The following is a 19123-nucleotide window of genomic DNA, read 5'->3' as shown; positions in this document are numbered from 1 at the left end:
TCCGAAACGGATCGAGACTCCAAGCTAAGGCCCGGACGGCGACGTCCGGGCCTTTGTCACATCAGGCCAGACCCTTCAGCCGATAAAGCGCCTCCAGCGCCTCGCGCGGGGTCAGGTCGTCGGGGTCGACGTCGCGAAGCGCCAGTTCCACGGGGGAGGGGCCGCGCATCGGTTCCGGCTCGGCGACGGCGAACAGGGGCAGGTCGTCCAGTCGGGCGGCGGCGGCCTTTTCGCCTTCCAGCCGGTTCAGCACCGAGCGAGCGCGGGCGACGACGGAGGCTGGGACGCCGGCCAGTTTCGCGACCTGAACGCCGTAGGAACGATCGGCGGCGCCGGGCGCCGCTTCGTGCAGGAAGACCAGTTCGCCGTTCCACTCGCGCGCGACCATGGACAGGTTGCAGACGTGGTCCAGCCGCGTCTCCAGCTGGGCCAGCTCGTGATAGTGGGTGGCGAACAGGGTGCGGGCCCGGTTGGTCTCGTGCAGGGCTTCGGCCGTTGCCCAGGCGATGGCCAGACCGTCGTAGGTGGCGGTGCCGCGCCCGATCTCGTCCAGAACGACGAAGCTGTGCGGCGTGGCCTGGGTCAGGATGGCGGCGGTCTCGACCATCTCCATCATGAAGGTGGAGCGGCCGCGGGCCAAGTCGTCGCCGGCGCCGACACGGCTGAACAGCCGGTCCACCACGCCCAGCCGCATCGACCGCGCGGGCACGAAGGCGCCGGCCTGGGCCAGGATGACCAGAAGCGCGTTCTGGCGCAGGAAGGTCGATTTACCGGCCATGTTCGGGCCGGTGACGATGGCCAGGCGCGATCCGTCCTGGCCCGACCCGTCCAGCCGGGCGTTGTTGGGGGTGTAGGGATCCCCGCCCGCCTTGACCGCAGCCTCCACGACGGGGTGGCGGCCGGCCTCGACGCAGAAGGTCAGGGTGTCGTCCACGATCGGGCGGGTCGCACCGACTTCCTGGGCCCATTCGGCGAGGGCGGCGTGGGCGTCCAGTTCGGCGAGCGCCTCGGCGACGGCCTGCAGCGGCTGGGCCAGGCGGGCGGCCTCGCGTCGCCAGCCCTCGAAGGTCTCGGCTTCGATGGCGAGCGCCCGGTGGCCGGCCTGGCTGATCTTGGCGTCCAACTCCGACAGTTCGACGGTGGTGAAGCGGACCTGGGCAGCCAGGGTCTGGCGATGGATGAAAGGACTGTCAGGCCCGGCACGGAGCAAGGCTTCGGCGGCCTTGGCGCTGGTTTCGAGGAAATAGCCCAGGACGGCGTTGTGCTTGATCTTGAACGGCACGCCGGACTCGGCGACGGCGCGGGCCTCCAGATCGGCGACGACGCGGCGGCTGTCGTCGCGAAGGGTGCGGGCGGCGTCCAGTTCGGGGCGATAGTCGGGGCGCACATAGCCACCGTCGCGCGCCAGATGCGACGGCTCGTCCACCAGGCCGGCGATCAGGTCGGCCTTCAGCCGCGAGACGTCGGGCGACAGGGTCAGGCGGTCCAGCGCCGAGGCGATGCGGCGCGGCTGGCCGGTCAGGGGATCGACCTGGCCCACGAACAGGCCGGCGACGCCCTCGGCGATCGACAGGCCGGTGCGCACGGCGGCCAGGTCGCGCGGACCGCCTCGACCCAGCGCCAATCGTCCGACGGCGCGGGCGATGTCGGAGGAGGCTTTCAGCGCCTCACGCAGGTCGCGACGCAGGTCGCGACGCTCCAAGAGCCATTCGACGGCGTCGAGCTGTTCGTTGATGGCCAGGGGATCCCGAAGCGGCCGGGCGATGCGTTCGGCCAGGGCCCGGGCGCCGCCCGAGGTGACGGTGCGGTCGATGCAGGCCAGCAGGCTGCCCTCGCGCTCGCCGCGCTGGGTGCGGTCGATCTCAAGGCTGGCGCGGGTCGCCGGGTCGATGGCCAGAAAGCCGCTTTCGCCCAGACGGCGCGGCGGGGCCAGGGCGGGGACCTTGCCGGCCTGGGTCGTCTCCAGATAGGCGGCGATCAGACCCAGCGCCGAGACCTCGGCCTCCTCGAAGGCGCCGAAGCCGTCGAGGGCCGAGACGCCGTACAGGCGTTCGACGCGGGCGCGCGCGGCCTGGGGTTCGGCGATGGCCGAGGCCAACGCCTGGACCACGCCGCCCGAGCCGTCCAGGGCGTCGCGCGTCGTCTCGTCCGAATACATCCGGTCGGTGACCAGGACTTCGGACGGGCGGAAGGCGGCGAGCGCCGCGCCCAGATCCGCGATGGCGCAGGCGACACTGTCGACCGCGCCGGACGACAGTTCGACCACGGCGACGGCCGCTCGACCCTTACGCACCGCGACCGCCGCCAGACGGTTGGCGCCGCGCGCGTCCAGCAGGCTGTCTTCGGTCAGGGTGCCGGGGGTGACGACCCGGACCACGCCGCGATGCACCACGGCCTTGCCGCCACGCTTCTTGGCGTCGGCGGGGTCTTCCAGCTGTTCGCAGATGGCGACCTTGTGGCCGATGCGGATCAGGCGGGCGAGATAGCCCTCCATCGCATGGACCGGCACGCCGGCCATAGGGATGTCCTCGCCCTGATGCTTGCCGCGCTTGGTCAGGGTGATGCCGAGCGCCGCCGCCGCGACCTCGGCGTCCTTGAAGAACAGCTCGTAGAAGTCGCCCATGCGGAAGAACAGGATGGCGTCGGGCTGGCCTGCCTTGGCCGTCAGATATTGCGCCATGAACGGCGTCGCGCCTTCCAGCGAGGCGGCGATTTCCGGGGGATGAGAGATGGGCGCGTTCATGTGGCTGCAGGGTGACGGATCGCGCCCTGCGGCTCAAGGCCGTTGACCGGCTCTTGCACAGGCTTGTCGGCCCTGCGATAGGCCGCATCAGGCGGTTAAGGGAACACGGTGTGACGCCGTGGCTGTGCCCGCAACTGTAGGCGGCGAGAGCGTCGTCCGTCCGGGGGTTCGATCCCGGCGCCACTGGGAAACTGGGAAGGCGAGGACGGCGGTTTACGACCCGCAAGCCAGGAGACCTGGCCGCCGACGTCGCTCGCTCCTGTCCGGGACCAGACAGCAGCGCGGTTTCTCCGTGGAAGCGACCCGACCTTGCGCCGTCCAGACCTAAAGCGGTCTGGCGGGTCGGTTCGCTCATGACGGTCTCTCGCGCGCATTCGCGGGACCGAACACGGGGGTATCGCTCAATGAAGCGTTCCATTCTTCTTTCGACGGCTGCGATTGCGGCCGCCTTCGCCGCGCCTGCCTTTGCCGAGGACGCGACCCAGCTGGACGAGGTGATCGTCACCGCCACCCGCATCCCGGCCATCGTCGCCGACACGCCGGGCGCCCGCGTCATCGACGGCCAAACCATCGAACAGCGCGGCGCGATCTTCGCCGCCGACATCCTGGCCGATGTGCCGGGTCTGTCGGTGACGCGCACGGGCGCTTTCGGCGGCGTCGCCCAGGTGCGGATGCGCGGCGCGACGCCCGGCAAGACCCTGGTCCTGGTCGATGGCGCGCCGGTCAATGATGCGGCCGAGCCGAACGGCGCCTATGACTTCTCCAGCTTCGAACTGGCCGATATTGCGCGGATCGAAGTGCTGAGCGGCCCGCAGTCATCGCTGTGGGGATCCGACGCCATTGGCGGGGTGATTTCCTTCACCACGCAAGAGATCGACGGCCTGCGCGCCGAGGCCGAGGCCGGCAGCTTCGACACCGTGCGCGGTCGGGTGTCGGCGGGCGTCGCCAACGAAACCTACGCCTTCAGCGCCTATGCCTCGCGGTTCGACACTGACGGGATTTCGGCGGCGGACGAGGCGGACGGCAACACCGAGGCCGACGGCTTCCGCAGCACGACGCTCGGCGCCAAAGGGCGATATGTCCTGTCCGATGCGGTCAGGGTCGATGGATCGGTGCGCTGGAACAAGTCCAAGGCCGATATCGACGGGTTCCCGGCGCCGAACTATGCGCTGTCCGACACCGACGACATGCAGGAAAGCGAGCAGTGGTCGGGCTTTGGCCGGGTGACGGCCAAGGCGTTCGGCTTGAACCACCAGTTCAGCGTCTCGGCATCGGATCTGGATCGCAACTCGGTCAGCGGCGGCTTCGGCTCGACCTTCACCGGCGACCGTCAGGCCTATCGCTGGCAGGCGAACGGTCAGACGCAGGACATCGACTATGCGTTCGGCGTGGAGCGGAACGAGGCCTCGGCGGCTCTGTCGTCGGGCCTGTCGCGCGACCTGTCGATCACATCGGTGTTCGGCGTGGCGCAATACGATGTCGGCGCGCTGAACCTGACCGGCGGACTGCGGTATGACGACACTGACGATTTCGGCTCCAAGACGACGGGGCGGGTGTCAGCGGCCTATGACCTGGCCGGAGGCTTCATCCTGTCGGGGGCCTATGGCACGGGCTTCAAGTCGCCGACGGTCAGCCAGGCGGTCTGCGATTTCTGCTTTGCGCCTCGGCCCTATCCCGAGCTGAAGCCGGAAACGGCCGACAGCGTCGAGATCGCCCTGGGCTGGGCGTCGGCCGATGGTCGGTTCGATGGGCGGGCGACCCTTTATCGCCTGAACGTCGAGGACCAGATCACCTATTCGGCCGGTCGCTACATCAACGTCGCCAAGACGCGTTCGGACGGGTTCGAGCTGGAAGGCCGCGCCCTGCTGGGTGGCGGCTTCGACCTGACCCTGGCCTATGCCTGGACCGACGCGACGGACCGCACGACGGGCGCGCGCCTGCTGCGCGTGCCGGAACATGCGGGTTCAGCGACCCTGGGCTGGACGGGCGACCGTCTGTCTGGCGCGTTGACGGTGCGGGCGGAAGGCGATCAGGACGATTCGGGCGGCTTCTCGACGGTGGCGCGCGACGGCTTCGTCACCGCCAATCTGAACGCGGCCTATGAACTGACCGACAAGGTCACCCTGACGGCGCGGATCGAGAACCTGGGCGACGAACACTATCAGCAGGTGTTCGGATACGGCGAGCCGGGACGGTCCGGCTATGTCGGGATCAGGCTGCGCTACTGATCCGGGCGCGGGCGTCGGCGGTGAAGGCCGCCGGCGCCTCGAGCGCCAGGGCCGACCAGTCCAGATTGGGACAGGGGGCGTGGGCGGCGGCCAGGATGGCGCGCAGTTCGGCGGCGGAGGCGACGCTGGCCACGACCTTGTCGACGCCGGGCAGGGCGAGGGCGTAACCCAACGCCGCCTGCATCGGATCGCAGCGCTGCTCGGCCAGACGCCGGCGCGTGCGCGACAGGGCCTGGGCATGACTGGCCAGTTCGGCCGGAAGATCGTCGCCGCCTGCAAACAGCAGGCCGCCGGCGAAGACCGAAGACAGATGAACCGAGGCGCCTGTGTCGGCGATGGCTTCCAGCACGCCGTCCTGCGCCGCGCGCTGGTCCAAGAGGCTGCACGGCACCTGGACCACGTCGGCTTCCAGACGGCGGGCCAGAAGCGCGGGACCATCCTCGATCGTGGCGCAGAAACCGATGCGGCGGAACAAGCCGCGATCCTTGAGGCTGCGGGCGCGATCCCACAGAGCGCGGCCCTCGGCGCCGGCCAGATCGGCGGCGTTGGAAATCAGCAGAACATCGCCGCGCGGCAGGCCCATCCGTTCCAGCGAGCGACGAGCGCGGGCCTCGACCCGGTCCAGACCTTCGCTGAGCGGCACGGTGCGGACCGTAACCTGGAAAGGCGAGGGGAAGGGCCAGGCCTGACCCAGCAGGCGTTCGCCGTCGCCCTCGGGCCGGGTGGCGATCAGCTTGACCCCGGCGTCGGCTCCGGTTTGCAGCAGAAAACGCATGGCTTCTTCGCGGGCGCCGGACGGCGCGCTCATGAAGGCGCCGGGCGCGCGCTCGGGCTCGGTCACCACGGCGAGGGCCAGGCGATGGATGGGCGACGACGCCGAAGGTGTGGCGGGGGAATACGACACGCCCGACACTATGATCGCCAATGCTTAAGGGACGCTGAGCGAGACCTTAAGCGAACCCTACTTATCCACCGCTGATATGCGCACTGAGGCGAAAATCAGGCGTCGGCGTCAGGCTGCAAGTCCGGGTGGGCCGAGGCGAAGGCGGGGTGAGCCAAGGCGGTCTGTTCGACCGCCAGCAGACGCGGCCAGGGCGATAGGTCCATGTTGAAGCGCCGCGCCGAATACATCTGCGGAATCAAATAAAAATCGACCAGGGTCGGGGCGTCGCCGAAGCTCCAGCCGGCGCCGTGGCGGGCGACCAAAGCCTCCAGCGCGTCGAAGCCCGGTGCGATCCACCGGGCCGCCCAGGCATCCACGGCGGCCTGATCGGCGTTGAACTCAGACCGGATGGCCTTCAACACGCGCAGATTGTTGAGCGGGTGAATGTCGCAGCCGATCAGCGCGGCCATGGCGCGCACGGTCGCCCGCTCGTTCGCCCCCTTCGGCAGCAGGGCCGGTTCGGGGTGGGTTTCCTCCAGCCATTCCAGAATGGCCGGGCTCTGGGTCAGGACCAGATCGCCGTCCTGAAGCGCGGGGACCATGCCCTGCGGGTTCAGCGCCACATAGTCGGGCGTCTTCTGTTCGCCCTTGCGCAGGTCGTGAGCGGCGTTTTCGTAGCTGAGCCCTTTCAGGTTCAGGGCGATGCGGACGCGGTAGCTGGCGCCCGAACGCCAATAGCCGTGCAGGATCATGGCTGGATCTCGAACGACAGCTTCTCAAGCCCGTCGATGGTCACGACCACGCGGTCGCCGGGCTTGACCGGGCCGACGCCGGACGGCGTGCCGGTGAAGATCAGGTCGCCGGGTTGCAGCGACCACAGGGCGGCGGCGGCCTCGACGATGCGGTCGGGGTTCAGGATCATGTCGTTGAGGACGCTGTCCTGTTTCGTTTCGCCGTTGACGCTCAGGCGGATGGCGCCGTCGGGCGATGGCAAATCGCCCAGGGTGAGGCGGCCGCACGGCGCGGACTGATCGAACCCCTTTGCGGCGTCCCAGGGACGGCCGGCCTTCTTGGCCTCGGCCTGAAGGTCGCGGCGGGTCAGGTCGCAGCCGACGGCCCAGCCGACGATGGCGACGCCGCCATCCTTGCCCGGCCCGATCGCGGCGACCAGTTCTGCCTCGTAGTGCAGGTTTGCGGTCGCCGACGGGTAGGATGGGTTTGCGCCGTCCGAGACGATGGCGTCGCCTGGCTTGGTGAAGAAGAAGGGCGTCTGTTTGTCGGGGTCCGACCCCATTTCGCGCGCATGGGCGGCGTAGTTCTGGCCCACGCACAGGATGCGGCGAACGGGGAACCGCTGGTCCGATCCGACGATCGGCAAGGACGGGACGGGGCGGGGCGCGAACAGCCATTGAGTCATGGCGACCGTTCTAGTGCGGCGAATAGCCCGTGGCGAGAGGCGCGCGCCCTTCCCAACTAAAGGAACCTCGTTGCGCATGTGGCGTTGCAACACGGGGTTCTCTATTCTACCGCCAAGCTTTCAACGGAGCGCGCACCATGGCCACCACCAAGGCTCGAGAAGATATCAAGGCCGACCTGAAGACCCTCAAGGAGGATCTGAAGACCGGCGCCCGCGAAGAGACCCAACGCCTGCGCGACAAGGCCGCCGAGGCCGAGGCCAAGCTGCGCGCCAAGAGCGACGAAGTTCGCGAGCAGGCCCGCAGCTATTACGACGAGGCCCGCGTGAAGGGTCGCGAATATTACGACGACGCGGCCGAACGCTTCGATGAGGCGCAACGCTATGTCGTCGAGCGCGTGCAGGAGCGTCCGCTGCAATCGACCGCCGTGGCGCTCGGCGTCGGCGTCATCCTCGGCATGCTGCTGGCCGGCCGCCGTCGCTGATGTTCAAGGGCATCGTCAAAAAACTGGTGGCGACGGCTGTCGTCGCCGCCAGTGCTTTCCTGGCCGTCGTCTTCCTTGGCGTGGCCATATTCTATGCGCTCAGCCTGACGCTGACGCCGCTCGGCGCGGCGGCCGTGACCTTTGGTCTGTTCGCCCTGGTCGCCCTAATCGTGGCGCTGGTCTTCCTGAAGGGCGACAAGCACGACGAGGCGGACGAAGAGGACGAGCCGGAAGGCTTGCTGGGCAAGATCATCCACATCGTGCGCGAGCGTCCGGTCGTGGGCGCCGTGGGCGGTTTGGGCGCGGCCTTCCTGCTGCTGCGCAACCCGGCTCTGGCGGCGATCGTCGCCAGCATGGTCGCGGATCGCAAGATGGATCAGGGCGGCTATTCGCGTCGTCGCCGTCGATAGGCGATGGAACGGCGAGGCGACCCTGGCGTTGATGATGCAGACCGACGAACGGCTCCCGGGTCGCCGACGGCAACATCAACTCAGGAGAGCTAAACCCATGATGCGCTGGGCAATTATCTTCCTCGTCGTGGCCCTCGTCGCGGCCGTTCTCGGCTTCGGCGGCATTGCGAACTTCTCGTTCGAGATCGCGAAGTTCGTCGCCGTCGTGGCCATTATCCTGTTCGTCATCGCCCTGGTGGCCGGCGGACTGCGTGGACGCGGCGCGCCACGACTTTAGGCTAAATACATAAAGTCGAACGAGGGGCGGAGCCGAAGGCTTCGCCCCTTTTTCATGCGCAACGCGGCCCAATAAGAAAGAACTTTACAACACAAAGCAAATGGGTGATGTTGTCTCAACGGTTCGAGGAGGAGAGCATCATGACCCGCGAGACCCAAGCCATTCAGGACGACATCGCCTATATGCGCAGCCTGGCCCACGAGGGGCGGCATGCGCCGCTTCTGGCCGGCCCGATTCTGGTGACAGCCGGCATCGTGTTCGGAACCACCAGTCTGATCCAATGGGCCATCCAGTCGGGCCTCGTTCGGCTGAACCCTTGGTCCCAGCTGTGGGTGTGGATCGTCGCAGCCGTCGTGTTCGCCGTCGCCCTGACCGTCCTGATCGGCCGCATCAAGACCAAGCCCGGCGTCAACTCCGCCGGCAACAAGGCGGTCAGCGCGGCCTGGGAAGGCGTGGGTTACGGCATCTTCGTCACCTGGTTGGCGCTGGTGGCCTTGTCCCTGAAGACCGGACAGTGGTCCTGGATGGCGGTGATGCCGACAGTGGTCCTGGTCGCCTATGGCTCCGCCTGGATGATCGGGGCGGCGATGACGCGCACACGTTGGATGTCCTACACGGCCTTGGCCGCCTACGTTGGTGCGGTCGCCGTCGCCTGGTTCATGGGCAGCGCTACGATCTATCCGGTCTTCGCCGTGATCCTGTTGGCCGTGGCGCTGGTCCCGGGCATCGTCCTGATGCGTCAGGAACCGTCGGAGGTCGTCTGAGCATGGCCGACGACTTCGACATCAGCCGGATCGACGACGTCATTCACGGGCGCATCCGGCTGGGGATCATGGCTTTTCTGTCCGGGGCCGGATCGGCCGACTTCACCACCCTGAAGACCCGGTTGCAGACCACGGACGGCAATCTGTCGGTCCATCTGCGAAAGCTGGAAGAGGCGGGGTTCGTCGCCGTCTCCAAGAGTTTCAACGGTCGCAAGCCGCTGACTGAGGCCAGTTTGACCGATCAGGGACGCGACGCCTTCGTCGCCTATCTGGATGCAATGGCGGGCCTGCTGCCAGAGCGGTGAACATAGGCTAGAAGCGCGGTCATGACCGACCGCCTTCACGCCTTCGAGGCCATCGACAACTTTCGGGACTATGGCGACTACGCCACGGCGGCCGGGCGGCGCGTGAAGCCCGGCCGTCTGCTACGTTCTGCCCACCACGCCCGGGCCAGCGAGGCCGATCTGGAGCGGCTGAAGGCGCTGGACATCGGAGCCGTGGTTGATCTGCGGCGACCGGGCGAGCGCCGCGATCAGCCGTCGCGTCGGCCTGAAGGCTTCAGCGGGGAGGTCATTGAGGGCGGCGTGGACGACGGGGCCGAGGCGCCGCACCTCACCTTTCTGAAGACCGCCGACCTGACGCCGGACTCCGGGCGTCGCTTCATGACCCAGACCTATCGCAGCCTGCCGTTCGACGCCTCGCATCAGGACGTGTTCGGCCGATATTTCCAGGCGCTGGCGGATCAGGACCGGACGGTGGTGATCCATTGCGCGGCGGGCAAGGACCGGACGGGTTTTCTCGCCGCCCTGACCCACCATCTGCTGGGCGTGTCGCGCGACGACATGGTCGAGGACTATCTGCTGACCAACACCGCCGTCGATCTGGCGGGCCGGGCGCCCGGCATCGCCAAACAACTGCACAAGATGACGGGTCGGGTGGCCTCGGACGACGCGATCGTGGCCTTTCTGGGGGTCGAGGCCGCCTATCTGGAGGCCGCCCTTGCCGAGGTCGAGGCGCGGCATGGATCGGTGGATGCCTATCTGAAGGAGGCGCTGGGCGTCGATGCGGCGCGCCGTGATCGGATCCTGGAGCGGCTGACCGCGTGAGCGAATTTTTCAGCCACACCGTCACGCGCCACGCGCCTTGGGTCGATCCGGTCGAGGTGGCGGCGGGTCTCGGCGGTTGCGACGGCGCGCTGGCCCTGCTGTCGGACGGCGGGCCGGGCGGTCGCTGGTCTCACGTCGCCCAGGCGCCGGACGTTGTGCAGGTCGGCCCGGTGGATGACGCCGCGCCGTTCGAGGCGCTGCGTGATCCGGTATTTGCCGCCGGGGTGGTGGGTCTGGCCGCCTATGACGCAGGCGCCCGGCCGGCCACCGGACCGCGCGAGACGGTTTGGCCCGATCTGATGCTGGCTCGCTATCCCGCCATGCTGAGTTTCGATCATCTTGAGCGCGCAGTGTGCGCTACGGGAAGAGGCGCGACGGCGGAGAAGGCGAGCGCGGCGGCCGACCGCGCTCTGACTTGGCTGGCGACGGCCGCGCCGGTCGTGACGCCCTCCGCGCCGGCCGAGCGGTTCGAGGCCGAGGCGCCGGCGAGCGCCTACCGCGACGCGGTCGCGGATGTGGTGCAGCGCATCGGGGCGGGGGAGCTGTTCCAGGCCAATATCGCCCGGGCCTGGTCCGGGGAGCTGAGCCCCGGCCGCGATCCGTTCGAGGTCTTCCTGCGGCTGCAAAAGGAGCGGGCGTCGCCGTTCGGGGCCTATTGGCGGGTCGGGGATCGGGCGCTGGTGTCGAACTCCCCCGAACTGTTCCTCGCCTTCGATCCCGCCAGCCGCCGCATCGAGGCGCGTCCGATCAAGGGCACACGCCCACGCGCGGACGATTTCGATCAGGACCAGGCCCTGGCGAGCGAGCTTCGGGCCAGCCTGAAGGATCGGGCGGAAAATCTGATGATCGTGGACCTGATGCGCAACGATCTGGCGCGCGTGTCACGGCCCGGATCGGTTCAAGTGGAGACGCTGTTCGAAGTCGAGCAGCACCCGACGGTGCATCATCTGGTCTCGACCGTGACGGGTGAGGCCCAGCCCGCAGTGGGTCCAGCCGACCTGCTGGAAGCGACCTTTCCGCCCGGCTCGATCACCGGCGCGCCTAAACATCAGGCGATGAAGGTGATCGCCGCGCACGAGCCGCCGCGCGGACCCTGGTGCGGGTCGTTGTTCCTGATCGCGGACGGCGGCGCTCTGACCGCATCGGTCTTGATCCGGACCGCCGGTTTCGAACGGAAAGACGGTGTCTGGAACTATCGCACCCTCGCCGGCGCCGGCATCGTCGCGGACAGCGATCCGGCCGCCGAGGAGGCCGAGACCGACGTGAAAATTTCAGCGATGCGACAGGCGCTGGTGGGGATGTAAGGGTCAGCAACCGCTGCAGGGGATCATTTCAACGGTGCGCGGTCGCAGATAGGCCGTACGGCTGAACTTGGTCACATAGGGCGCGACCCGGTCGAATGGTGATTTGTAATCATAAAAGGCTTCGGCAACGATCACTGACTCGCCGTTGGCGAGCATGTCTGAAGGGACCTTGGCCTGTGCGACCGTCAGTTTCGACGAGATGCCCTTTCCAACGCTCCAGTCCACCTTGTACGTCGTCGCGTTTACACGCGTGACGCTGCTGACGCGTTGGGTCAGTGAGGACGAAGCAAACGGCGCCATGATCAAGTCGCCGATCGCAAACACATCTGTCAGGTCGGTTTTGCTTGTGCTGTCGCTCTGGGACACCAGGTCCGCCACCATTGCGGCGACGTGGCCAGTTCGTTTCAGCGCCATATAGCCCTGACAGAACTCCACCATGCTGAAGTAGAACAAGATCAGGATTGGTGCGAGAAATGCGAATTCGACTGCGGCGATGCCGCGGGTGTCGCGTCCATACGATCGAACGAATGAGGCGATGCGGAAGCGCGTCATTGCCACGGTTCATTGCGAAAGGCGGTCGTCGCGCTAAGCAAGACCTTGCCTGTTCCGATCCGAGATACCGCCTGGCTTAAAAGAGGCGTAGCGAGAGGATGTGCATACCAAATACGGACCAAAATCAGATCACCAGCCTTGCCGCCGTTGTAGATGGTCTTTTTGTCATCCATGGCGTTATTGGTAATTGGATCCTCGACAGCCGGCGCGCTGAACTTGGGAATAACTCTCACATCCACGGTCATTCGACTGTCGCAGTCGGATTTGAACACGACCATCTTCGAGCAGACCTGGGCTTTGAACTTGGTCTTGTCGAAACCCTGCGCGTGAGCCTGGCCGGTGCGAATGAGACGGCCGCTATCCATGACCGCCGTTTCAAGCACTGAATCCAGAACGAATACGACGCCTAACTCCAGGATCGAAAAGATCATCAGGAAGAAGGGGATGGCGACCATGGCGAACTCGACCGCGGCCGACCCATTTCGTCTCCGCTTGTCGGGGCTCCAACGCGACTTCAATGATCTCCGAGCGCGCATGGTTGAAGTCAGGGCGCTGTGGGCGCAGCAGATGCCGAGGGGGACCGGACGCTGGGTGTGCACGAGGCGCCGCAGGCCATCTCCGTCGCCTGGGCGCCGCGCCAGACCCGAACCGAACCGGTAGAGCCGCCTGTCACGACGATCTCACGCTGGAAAAGGGTGCGGCCTACACCGTCGACGGCAACGACTTCAGTGACGCCATAGCCCCTGCCGACAATAAACATGGTGTTTGCGTCGACCAGCGACACATCGGCGATCTGGGGGTTGCCGACGATGATGGAAGCGGCGGCGCCGCGAAGCTGAACGCGCGCCGAACGATCGATCTCGACGTTCAGCGCGCCGTCCTGGGCGCTGGCGACGACGGGGACGGCGAAGAGGGCGGCGGCGAGCAGGAGGGACGAGATGCGAGACATCGGCGGCTCTTGATAGTGGCGCGTGTGAACGCGGACGCGCGCATGATGCAGCCGTGATCCTCAACAAAGGCTGAAGCAGTGATATGAGAATTTTCTTTGGTAAATCTGCGCGTAACCAAACCTCGTGACTCAGATTTAACGGGCCTCGTGCATTTTGATCCTGCGTTTGGGGGTCAAGCGGGCTACCGGCTCCCCCCGCCAAGTTGCTCGCTAGATCATTTGAAAAAGGAACTACCCATGACCAAGTTCATCTCGCGCTTCGCCAAAGACGAATCGGGCGCAACCGCCATCGAATACGGCCTGATCGCTGCTCTGATCGCTGTCGCCCTGATCACCGTGCTCGGCACCATGAGCGGCAGCCTGAAAGACACCTTCACGAAGGTCAGCACTGAGCTCGACACCGCGAACGCCGGCTAATCGCCAGACGTTCAAAGTCCTGAGAATGGGGCCGGGGCTGAAAAGCTCCGGCCCTTTTCTTTGGTCGAAACCCAACATTAAGTCCTGTCGCACAAGATGCCGGTCATGGATATTCTGCTGCTCACTCTGCTCGGCGTCTTCCCGGCCCTGGTCGTCGTCGGGGGTCTGCACGACCTGATCACCATGAAGATCCCGAACTGGATTTCGTTGGCCCTGATCGGAGCCTTCTTCCCCATCGCCTTTCTGATCGGCGCCGCGCCGATGGATGTCGCCCTTCATGTCGGCATCGGGTTCGCGGCCTTACTGGTCGGCATGGGCATGTTCGCCGCCGGCTGGATCGGTGGCGGCGACGCCAAGCTGCTGGCCGCCAGTTGTCTGTGGATGGGGATGAGCGGCGTCGCGCCGTTCTTGATCTACACTGGCATCGCGGGCGGCGCCTTCTGTCTGCTGCTGATGACCGCGCGTCAGTATTTTCAGATGGTCGCCCCGTCGGTGTCGCAAGGCTGGGTCATCAATCTGATGCAGCCCAAGGGCGATATTCCTTACGGCGTCGCCATCGCCATCGGCGCCCTGCTGGCTCTGCCTGAGAGCGGGCTGCTGCTGACCTTCGCCTCCGGTCGCTGACACCCCGTTGACCGGCGTTCGCGGCGCTTAGGAAGCGTTAACCCGCAAGGGCCATGATCGTTAACGGTAGGCGTCGGGGGATGAATCCGAAACACAGCGCCTGCTGGAGACATCCTGGATGAAGCCCGCCCGCATCGTCGTCATCTGCATCGCCGCCGTCTCAGCCATTGGCTTGGCCCTCGTGGTCCGGGCCATGGGGTCGTCTTCGAACGAACCCACGACACCGGCGGCCGCCGCTCCCGTCGAAGTCCGCCCGATGGCCAAGGTGTTGGTCGCCGCCAAGGATCTGGAACCCGGCAAGCGTCTGGTGGAGGCCGACCTCGAATGGAAAGATTGGCCCGTCGATGAGGTCAATCCCGTCTTCATCACCGACGGCTCCACCCCGGTTCCGGCCAAGCCCGCTGCGGAAAGCGCGGCAGAGAAGGCGACGGACGCCGTGAACCGCGTGACCAAGGCGGCGACGGAGCTGGCCACGACCGGCGCCAAATCCGACTATATCGGCTCGGTGGTCCGCGAACCCATTCTGGCCGGAGAGCCGATCGTGTCGCGCAAGATCGTGCGCGCCGGCGATAGCGGCTATCTCGCCGCCTATCTGGAGCCGGGCATGCGGGCCATGGCCATCGCCGTGACGGTCGAATCCGCCGCTGGCGGGTTCATCCTGCCGGGTGACCGCGTCGATGTGGTGCTGACCGCCGAAACCAATCGCGACGGCGCCGTCGAGGGCGCGACCAAGTCCAAGTTCGCCTCGGGCGTCGTGCTTCAGAACATCAAGGTCCTGGCCATCGACCAGGCGACCCGCGTCGGCGACGACGCCCAGGCCGTGGTGGGCGCCACCGCGACCCTGGAAGTCCGGCCGCAGGACTCGGTTCTGCTGGCCCAGGCTAAGTCCGAGGGCGAACTGTCGCTCTCGCTGCGATCCTATGCCGACACCGCCGGGCCATCCGGCGCCACGCGCCGCCCCGTAGCGGCCGTTTCCCAACCCCAGGCCGTGCGCATCTATCGCGGCGGCGCGCCCGAAGTGGTGGCCGTGCCATGAGAACTCAACCGATGCGCCGACCCAAGATGCGCAAGGCCGCTGCTGCCGCAGCCTGCGCCCTTCTGGCCACTCTGGCCGCCGCGCCGGCCGGCGTCGCCCAGACCCGCGCCGCCGTCTCGACGGGTGCGGCGCAGCGCCTGATTAACCTGCCGCGCGGCACCTCGTTCGCGGTGGATCTGCCCGCCGACGCCCGCGACGTCATCGTCTCCAATCCGCAGGTGGCCGAGGCCATGCTGCACTCGCCGCGGCGCATCACAGTTATCGGCATCGCGCCGGGAGAAACCGACGCCGTCTTCTTGGACGCAGCCGGCCGCACCATACTGAGCCTGCGGGTTCGGGTGGACGCCGGCACCAGCGCGCTTCAGGACACGCTAAGCCGCATCGCTCCGGGAGGGCAAATCCACGCGGAAGCCGTCAACGACAGCGTCATCCTGACGGGCGTCGCGGATAGTCCCGCTCAGGCGGCCCAGGCCGCGCGGGTCGCCGCCGCCTTCGTGTCTGTGCCTGAAAAGGTGATCAACATGATCAGCGTCGCCGGTTCCGACCAGGTGACGCTGCGGGTGCGCGTGGTGGAGGTGCAACGCAACGCGCTGAAACAGCTTGGCTTCAGCTCCGACATCTTGAAGGGCGCGGGCATCCATTCGTATGGCTTCAGCCGACCCAATACCTACGGCGTCAACGGATCGGCGGCCGGCGGAACGGGTCTGTGCTACGGTCAAAATGGCGGCCGGACGACTAACGTGTCGAACTCGAACACCACCACCAGCCAGACCAGTTCCGGCGGGGCGTCGGCAAGCGGTCAACAGGCGACGAGCGGTTCCTTCCCCTCAACCGTCACCGTGACAGATGTCAATGGCAACGTGGTCCAGATTCCTGCGACGGCTATCGGTCAGTCCACTGTGTCATCTGGCTCTAGCAACACGATCACCAGCGCCATCTCCAATATTGCGTCGACCGCCTTCCAGACACTGACGGGCACGAATGCGAGCGGCTGTCTTGAGGCCTTCGAACGCGTGGGATTGGCCCGGACGCTGGCCGAACCCAACCTGACGTCTGTGAATGGCGAAGCGGCGAACTTCCTGGCCGGCGGCGAGTTTCCGCTGCCGACAGGACGTGACCGGGATGGCAACATCACCGTGATCTACAAGCCCTATGGCGTGGGTCTGGCCTTCCGGCCGGTGGTGATGTCCGGCGGTCGCATTTCCTTGCAGGTGAAGGTCGAGGTTTCAGAACTAACGGCTCAAGGCGGTTTCACCATCGGCGCCGGCACGCCCTCGTCCATCACTCTGCCGGGTCTGACGGTTCGGCGCAGTGAAAACACCGTGGAACTGCCATCGGGCGGATCGATGATGATCGCGGGCCTGCTTCAGGAAACCACGCGCCAGACGGTGGACTCTCTGCCGGGGGTGACCAACCTGCCGGTCCTGGGATCGCTGTTCCGATCGCGCGATTATCTGATGGGCGAAACCGAACTGGTGGTCATCGTCGAGCCCTATATCGTCAGTCCGACCTCGCCCGATCGGATGCAGACGCCGGCCGACGGCCTGCGCATGGCCAGCGATAGTCAGACCATTTTCTTCGGCCAGTTGAACCAGGTCTATGGGCTGCCGAATGCGCCCCCGGCCGGTTCGGTCGGCTACGTGATCGAGTGAGCAAATCCATGACTCGCACCCTGATTGCCACGCTTCTGACGACCACGACCCTGGGGCTCGGCGCCTGCGTCGGCGGCCCCGCCAGCCTGGGCGGCGAGCCGCCGCTGACGCCGACATCGCGCTACCAGCTTCAAGTCGAGCCGGATCTAGACCGGATCGCGCTCGCGGTTCACGAAACCGGTCTGTCGCCGGCGCAGAATGGCGCGCTGCAGGAGTTGGTCAGACGCTATCGCTACGTCGACGCCGTGCCGATGGTCATCGAAGCCCCGGCCGGAAACGATGCGGTGGCGCTGAAGACCGCCTATGACGTTCAATCGGCCCTGGCAGCCTACGGCGTATCGCCGGACCGGATCACGCTCGTCAGCTACGCCGCGCCGGATCCGCGCGCGCCTGTGGTCGTGGGCTATCAAACGATCCGTGCGGCGGTGCCGCGGTGCGGCGCGAACTGGGGCAATCTGAGCCGGACGGGCGACAATCAGTCGGCATCGAACTTCGGATGCGCCGTGACGGCCAATCTGGCGGCCCAGATCGAGGATCCTCGCGACATCCAGCGGCCCCGCGCCATGACGCCGGCGGACGCCGGGCGCCGCACCGTAGTGTTCGATGCCTATCGCGGCGGCAAGCCGACATCGGCCGAGCGCGAAGACCTGATCCGGGATACCGCCGTGTCCCGCGCGGTGAACTGACCCATGAGCACAGCCCCCGCCCCTCGCGAGTTCGACAGCTTCGACGACGCGTTCGACGTCGATATGGAATTTGCGCCCCCGGTTGACGACGTCGCCGCGCCGCGCAGCCCGCTTCAGTTCACGCCTGCGGCGTCGGCGCTGCCGGCCGGGGCGGCGCCTCAGCCCCAATCGCCGCTTCAGGCCGCGCCCTTGGCGCCGGTCCCGGCCGCCCCGGCCTATGCGCCCGACGCCGCTGGCTTCAATCCGGTCGGTGACGTGGTCGCCCAGGCGCAAGCCAGCCTGATGGATACGGGTCTGGCCTTCACCGGTCTGGCCCCCGCCAGCAACATCGGCGAAGTGTCGGTGCCGCGCATCGCCATCCATGTCTTCGCCGAGCGTCAGGACACCCTCGCCTCGGCCGAGCGTGCGGCCCAGGACCGTCGCCTGTCGCGCGCCACGACCCAGATCCGTGTCGGCGGCGTCGCTGCGGCCGTCGAGACCTATCAGCATGAGCCGACACCGCCGCTGATCATCGTCGAGTGCCTGAAAGACCCCCAGACCCTGCTGTGGGAAGTCGATCAGCTGGCCGAGGTCTGCGACGCCGGCACCAAGGTTGTGGTGATCGGCGCGACGAACGACATCATCCTGTTCCGCGAACTGATGCGGCGCGGGGTCAGTGAATATCTGGTCGCGCCCTTGCAGCCGCTGCAGCTGATCGCGGCCATCGGCGGCCTGTTCAACGACCCGGCCCAGCCCTTCGTCGGTCGCACCATCGCCTTCGTCGGCGCGCGGGGCGGGGCGGGGGCCTCGGCCGTGGCGCACAACACCGCCTATGCGATTTCCGAGCGGATCGGCGCCAATACGGTGATCGTTGACTATGACCTGCCGTTCGGCACCGCCGGCCTGGATTTCAACCAGGACCCGCTGAACGGCGTCGCTGACGCCCTGGGCCAGCCCGATCGGCTGGATTCAACGCTGCTGGACCGGATGATGGTCCGCTGCACCGACAAGCTGAGCCTGTTTGCGGCGCCCGCCAGTCTGGACACGGACTGGGACATCTCGACCGAGGCGTTCGAGGAGGTCACCAACCAGATCCGCGCCACGGCGCCCTTCGTCGTGCTGGACCTTCCGCACCTGTGGTCGCCGTGGATGCGCCGCACCCTGATCAGCGCTGACGAGGTGGTGGTCGTGGCGACGCCGGACCTGGCGTCCCTGCGCAACGCCAAGAACATGATCGACCTGATCCGTCAGGGCCGCCCCAATGACGCGCCGCCGCGCCTGGTGCTGAACCAGGTCGGCGTGCCGGGACGCCCCGAAATTCCGGCCAAGGACTTCGGCGCGGCGCTCGGCGTGCATCCCAGCCTGATCATTCCGTTCGACGCCAAGACCTTTGGCGCCGCCGCCAACAACGGGCAGATGATCCTGGACGCCGGCGCGAAGACCAAGTCGGCCGAAGCTTTCCAGACCCTGGCCCAGATCGTGTCGCGCCGCGAACTGCCGATGGTGGCGGGACCCAAGGCCAAGCCGACGAAGGCCGGCAAGGCGGAGAAGACCAAGCCGGCGGACGGGGCGTCGAAATCCCTGTTCGCCAATATGTTCAAGAAGCGCTGACGG

At 66.9% G+C, this 19123-nt stretch carries 21 protein-coding genes and 1 riboswitch; of the genes, 14 read left to right on the top strand and 7 right to left on the bottom strand.

Annotated features, from left to right (window positions below):
- Positions 1–61 precede the first annotated feature (61 nt).
- The gene (gene mutS, locus ABIC32_RS08680) at positions 62–2743 is read right to left on the bottom strand and encodes a DNA mismatch repair protein MutS (RefSeq protein ID WP_354073889.1); all 2682 of its coding nucleotides are present in this window, start codon (positions 2741–2743) and stop codon (positions 62–64) included.
- Between the two features lie 50 nt (positions 2744–2793).
- A riboswitch (cobalamin riboswitch) is annotated at positions 2794–3002 on the top strand.
- Between the two features lie 145 nt (positions 3003–3147).
- Between mutS and ABIC32_RS08675 the strand changes: the two genes are divergently transcribed.
- Positions 3148–4971 carry a TonB-dependent receptor plug domain-containing protein gene (locus ABIC32_RS08675; protein WP_354073888.1) on the top strand — a complete coding sequence of 608 codons (1824 nt, stop codon included), beginning with the start codon at positions 3148–3150 and terminating at the stop codon, positions 4969–4971.
- Here the strand turns inward: ABIC32_RS08675 and ABIC32_RS08670 are convergent.
- The 3 genes from ABIC32_RS08670 to ABIC32_RS08660 all read right to left on the bottom strand — a co-directional run bounded on the left by ABIC32_RS08670 (position 4955) and on the right by ABIC32_RS08660 (position 7271).
- Positions 4955–5875 carry an aldo/keto reductase gene (locus tag ABIC32_RS08670; RefSeq protein ID WP_197458384.1) on the bottom strand — a complete coding sequence of 307 codons (921 nt, stop codon included), beginning with the start codon at positions 5873–5875 and terminating at the stop codon, positions 4955–4957. The genes ABIC32_RS08675 and ABIC32_RS08670 overlap by 17 nt on opposite strands.
- Positions 5876–5970: 95 nt before the next feature.
- Positions 5971–6606, bottom strand: a complete 636-nt coding sequence (gene maiA / locus ABIC32_RS08665; RefSeq protein WP_066552886.1) for a maleylacetoacetate isomerase — start codon at positions 6604–6606, stop codon at positions 5971–5973.
- On the bottom strand, positions 6603–7271 hold the full coding sequence (locus ABIC32_RS08660; protein ID WP_066552884.1) for a fumarylacetoacetate hydrolase family protein: 669 nt from the start codon (positions 7269–7271) through the stop codon (positions 6603–6605). Before ABIC32_RS08660 ends, maiA begins: the two co-directional genes overlap by 4 nt.
- 137 nt (positions 7272–7408) lie before the next feature.
- On the opposite strand from ABIC32_RS08660, the gene ABIC32_RS08655 reads away from it, so the two are divergent.
- The 7 genes from ABIC32_RS08655 (at position 7409) to ABIC32_RS08625 (ending at position 11614) form a co-directional block, all read left to right on the top strand.
- On the top strand, positions 7409–7753 hold the full coding sequence (locus ABIC32_RS08655) for an ElaB/YgaM/YqjD family protein (RefSeq protein ID WP_017506144.1): 345 nt from the start codon (positions 7409–7411) through the stop codon (positions 7751–7753).
- Positions 7753–8163, top strand: coding sequence for a hypothetical protein (locus tag ABIC32_RS08650; RefSeq protein WP_066552882.1), 411 nt, complete (start codon positions 7753–7755; stop codon positions 8161–8163). The genes ABIC32_RS08655 and ABIC32_RS08650 overlap by 1 nt, the downstream gene beginning before the upstream one ends.
- Positions 8164–8260: 97 nt before the next feature.
- Complete coding sequence (locus ABIC32_RS08645) at positions 8261–8440, top strand: DUF1328 domain-containing protein (protein WP_039243970.1); 180 nt, start codon at positions 8261–8263, stop codon at positions 8438–8440.
- Between the two features lie 140 nt (positions 8441–8580).
- Positions 8581–9204, top strand: a complete 624-nt coding sequence (locus ABIC32_RS08640; protein WP_231868704.1) for a hypothetical protein — start codon at positions 8581–8583, stop codon at positions 9202–9204.
- 2 nt (positions 9205–9206) lie between these two features.
- Complete coding sequence (locus ABIC32_RS08635) at positions 9207–9509, top strand: winged helix-turn-helix domain-containing protein (protein ID WP_066552877.1); 303 nt, start codon at positions 9207–9209, stop codon at positions 9507–9509.
- A 21-nt stretch (positions 9510–9530) separates the two neighbouring features.
- Positions 9531–10310, top strand: a complete 780-nt coding sequence (locus ABIC32_RS08630; RefSeq protein ID WP_066552875.1) for a tyrosine-protein phosphatase — start codon at positions 9531–9533, stop codon at positions 10308–10310.
- On the top strand, positions 10307–11614 hold the full coding sequence (locus tag ABIC32_RS08625; RefSeq protein ID WP_354073884.1) for an anthranilate synthase component I family protein: 1308 nt from the start codon (positions 10307–10309) through the stop codon (positions 11612–11614). The genes ABIC32_RS08630 and ABIC32_RS08625 overlap by 4 nt, the downstream gene beginning before the upstream one ends.
- A gap of 3 nt (positions 11615–11617) precedes the next feature.
- On the opposite strand, the gene ABIC32_RS08620 is transcribed toward ABIC32_RS08625, so the two are convergent.
- The 3 genes from ABIC32_RS08620 to ABIC32_RS08610 are packed head-to-tail and all read right to left on the bottom strand — an operon-like array spanning position 11618 to position 13115.
- A complete protein-coding gene (locus tag ABIC32_RS08620) occupies positions 11618–12166 on the bottom strand; it encodes a TadE/TadG family type IV pilus assembly protein (RefSeq protein WP_354073882.1) in 549 nt (182 codons plus the stop codon).
- The gene (locus ABIC32_RS08615; RefSeq protein WP_354073880.1) at positions 12163–12702 is read right to left on the bottom strand and encodes a TadE/TadG family type IV pilus assembly protein; all 540 of its coding nucleotides are present in this window, start codon (positions 12700–12702) and stop codon (positions 12163–12165) included. Before ABIC32_RS08615 ends, ABIC32_RS08620 begins: the two co-directional genes overlap by 4 nt.
- 8 nt (positions 12703–12710) lie before the next feature.
- On the bottom strand, positions 12711–13115 hold the full coding sequence (locus ABIC32_RS08610) for a pilus assembly protein N-terminal domain-containing protein (RefSeq protein ID WP_354073878.1): 405 nt from the start codon (positions 13113–13115) through the stop codon (positions 12711–12713).
- 237 nt (positions 13116–13352) lie between these two features.
- Between ABIC32_RS08610 and ABIC32_RS08605 the strand changes: the two genes are divergently transcribed.
- The 6 genes from ABIC32_RS08605 (at position 13353) to ABIC32_RS08580 (ending at position 19120) form a co-directional block, all read left to right on the top strand.
- Entirely contained in the window at positions 13353–13532 is a 180-nt protein-coding gene (locus ABIC32_RS08605; RefSeq protein WP_091750715.1) for a Flp family type IVb pilin, read from the top strand.
- 105 nt (positions 13533–13637) lie between these two features.
- Positions 13638–14156 carry an A24 family peptidase gene (locus ABIC32_RS08600; RefSeq protein WP_354073876.1) on the top strand — a complete coding sequence of 173 codons (519 nt, stop codon included), beginning with the start codon at positions 13638–13640 and terminating at the stop codon, positions 14154–14156.
- Positions 14157–14274: 118 nt separating this feature from the next.
- Positions 14275–15192, top strand: a complete 918-nt coding sequence (cpaB, locus tag ABIC32_RS08595) for a Flp pilus assembly protein CpaB (protein WP_066627464.1) — start codon at positions 14275–14277, stop codon at positions 15190–15192.
- Positions 15189–16844, top strand: coding sequence for a type II and III secretion system protein family protein (locus tag ABIC32_RS08590; RefSeq protein ID WP_354073873.1), 1656 nt, complete (start codon positions 15189–15191; stop codon positions 16842–16844). The genes cpaB and ABIC32_RS08590 overlap by 4 nt, the downstream gene beginning before the upstream one ends.
- An 8-nt stretch (positions 16845–16852) precedes the next feature.
- Positions 16853–17530 carry a CpaD family pilus assembly protein gene (locus ABIC32_RS08585; protein ID WP_354073871.1) on the top strand — a complete coding sequence of 226 codons (678 nt, stop codon included), beginning with the start codon at positions 16853–16855 and terminating at the stop codon, positions 17528–17530.
- Between the two features lie 3 nt (positions 17531–17533).
- Positions 17534–19120: a CpaE/TadZ family protein gene (locus tag ABIC32_RS08580; protein WP_354073869.1), complete on the top strand. Its 1587-nt coding sequence runs from the start codon at positions 17534–17536 to the stop codon at positions 19118–19120.
- Positions 19121–19123: the final 3 nt, after the last annotated feature.

It is taken from the genome of Brevundimonas sp. 1080 (assembly GCF_040545985.1).
Taxonomy (GTDB): Bacteria; Pseudomonadota; Alphaproteobacteria; order Caulobacterales; family Caulobacteraceae; genus Brevundimonas.
This window is presented reverse-complemented; position numbering and strand designations above follow the sequence as displayed.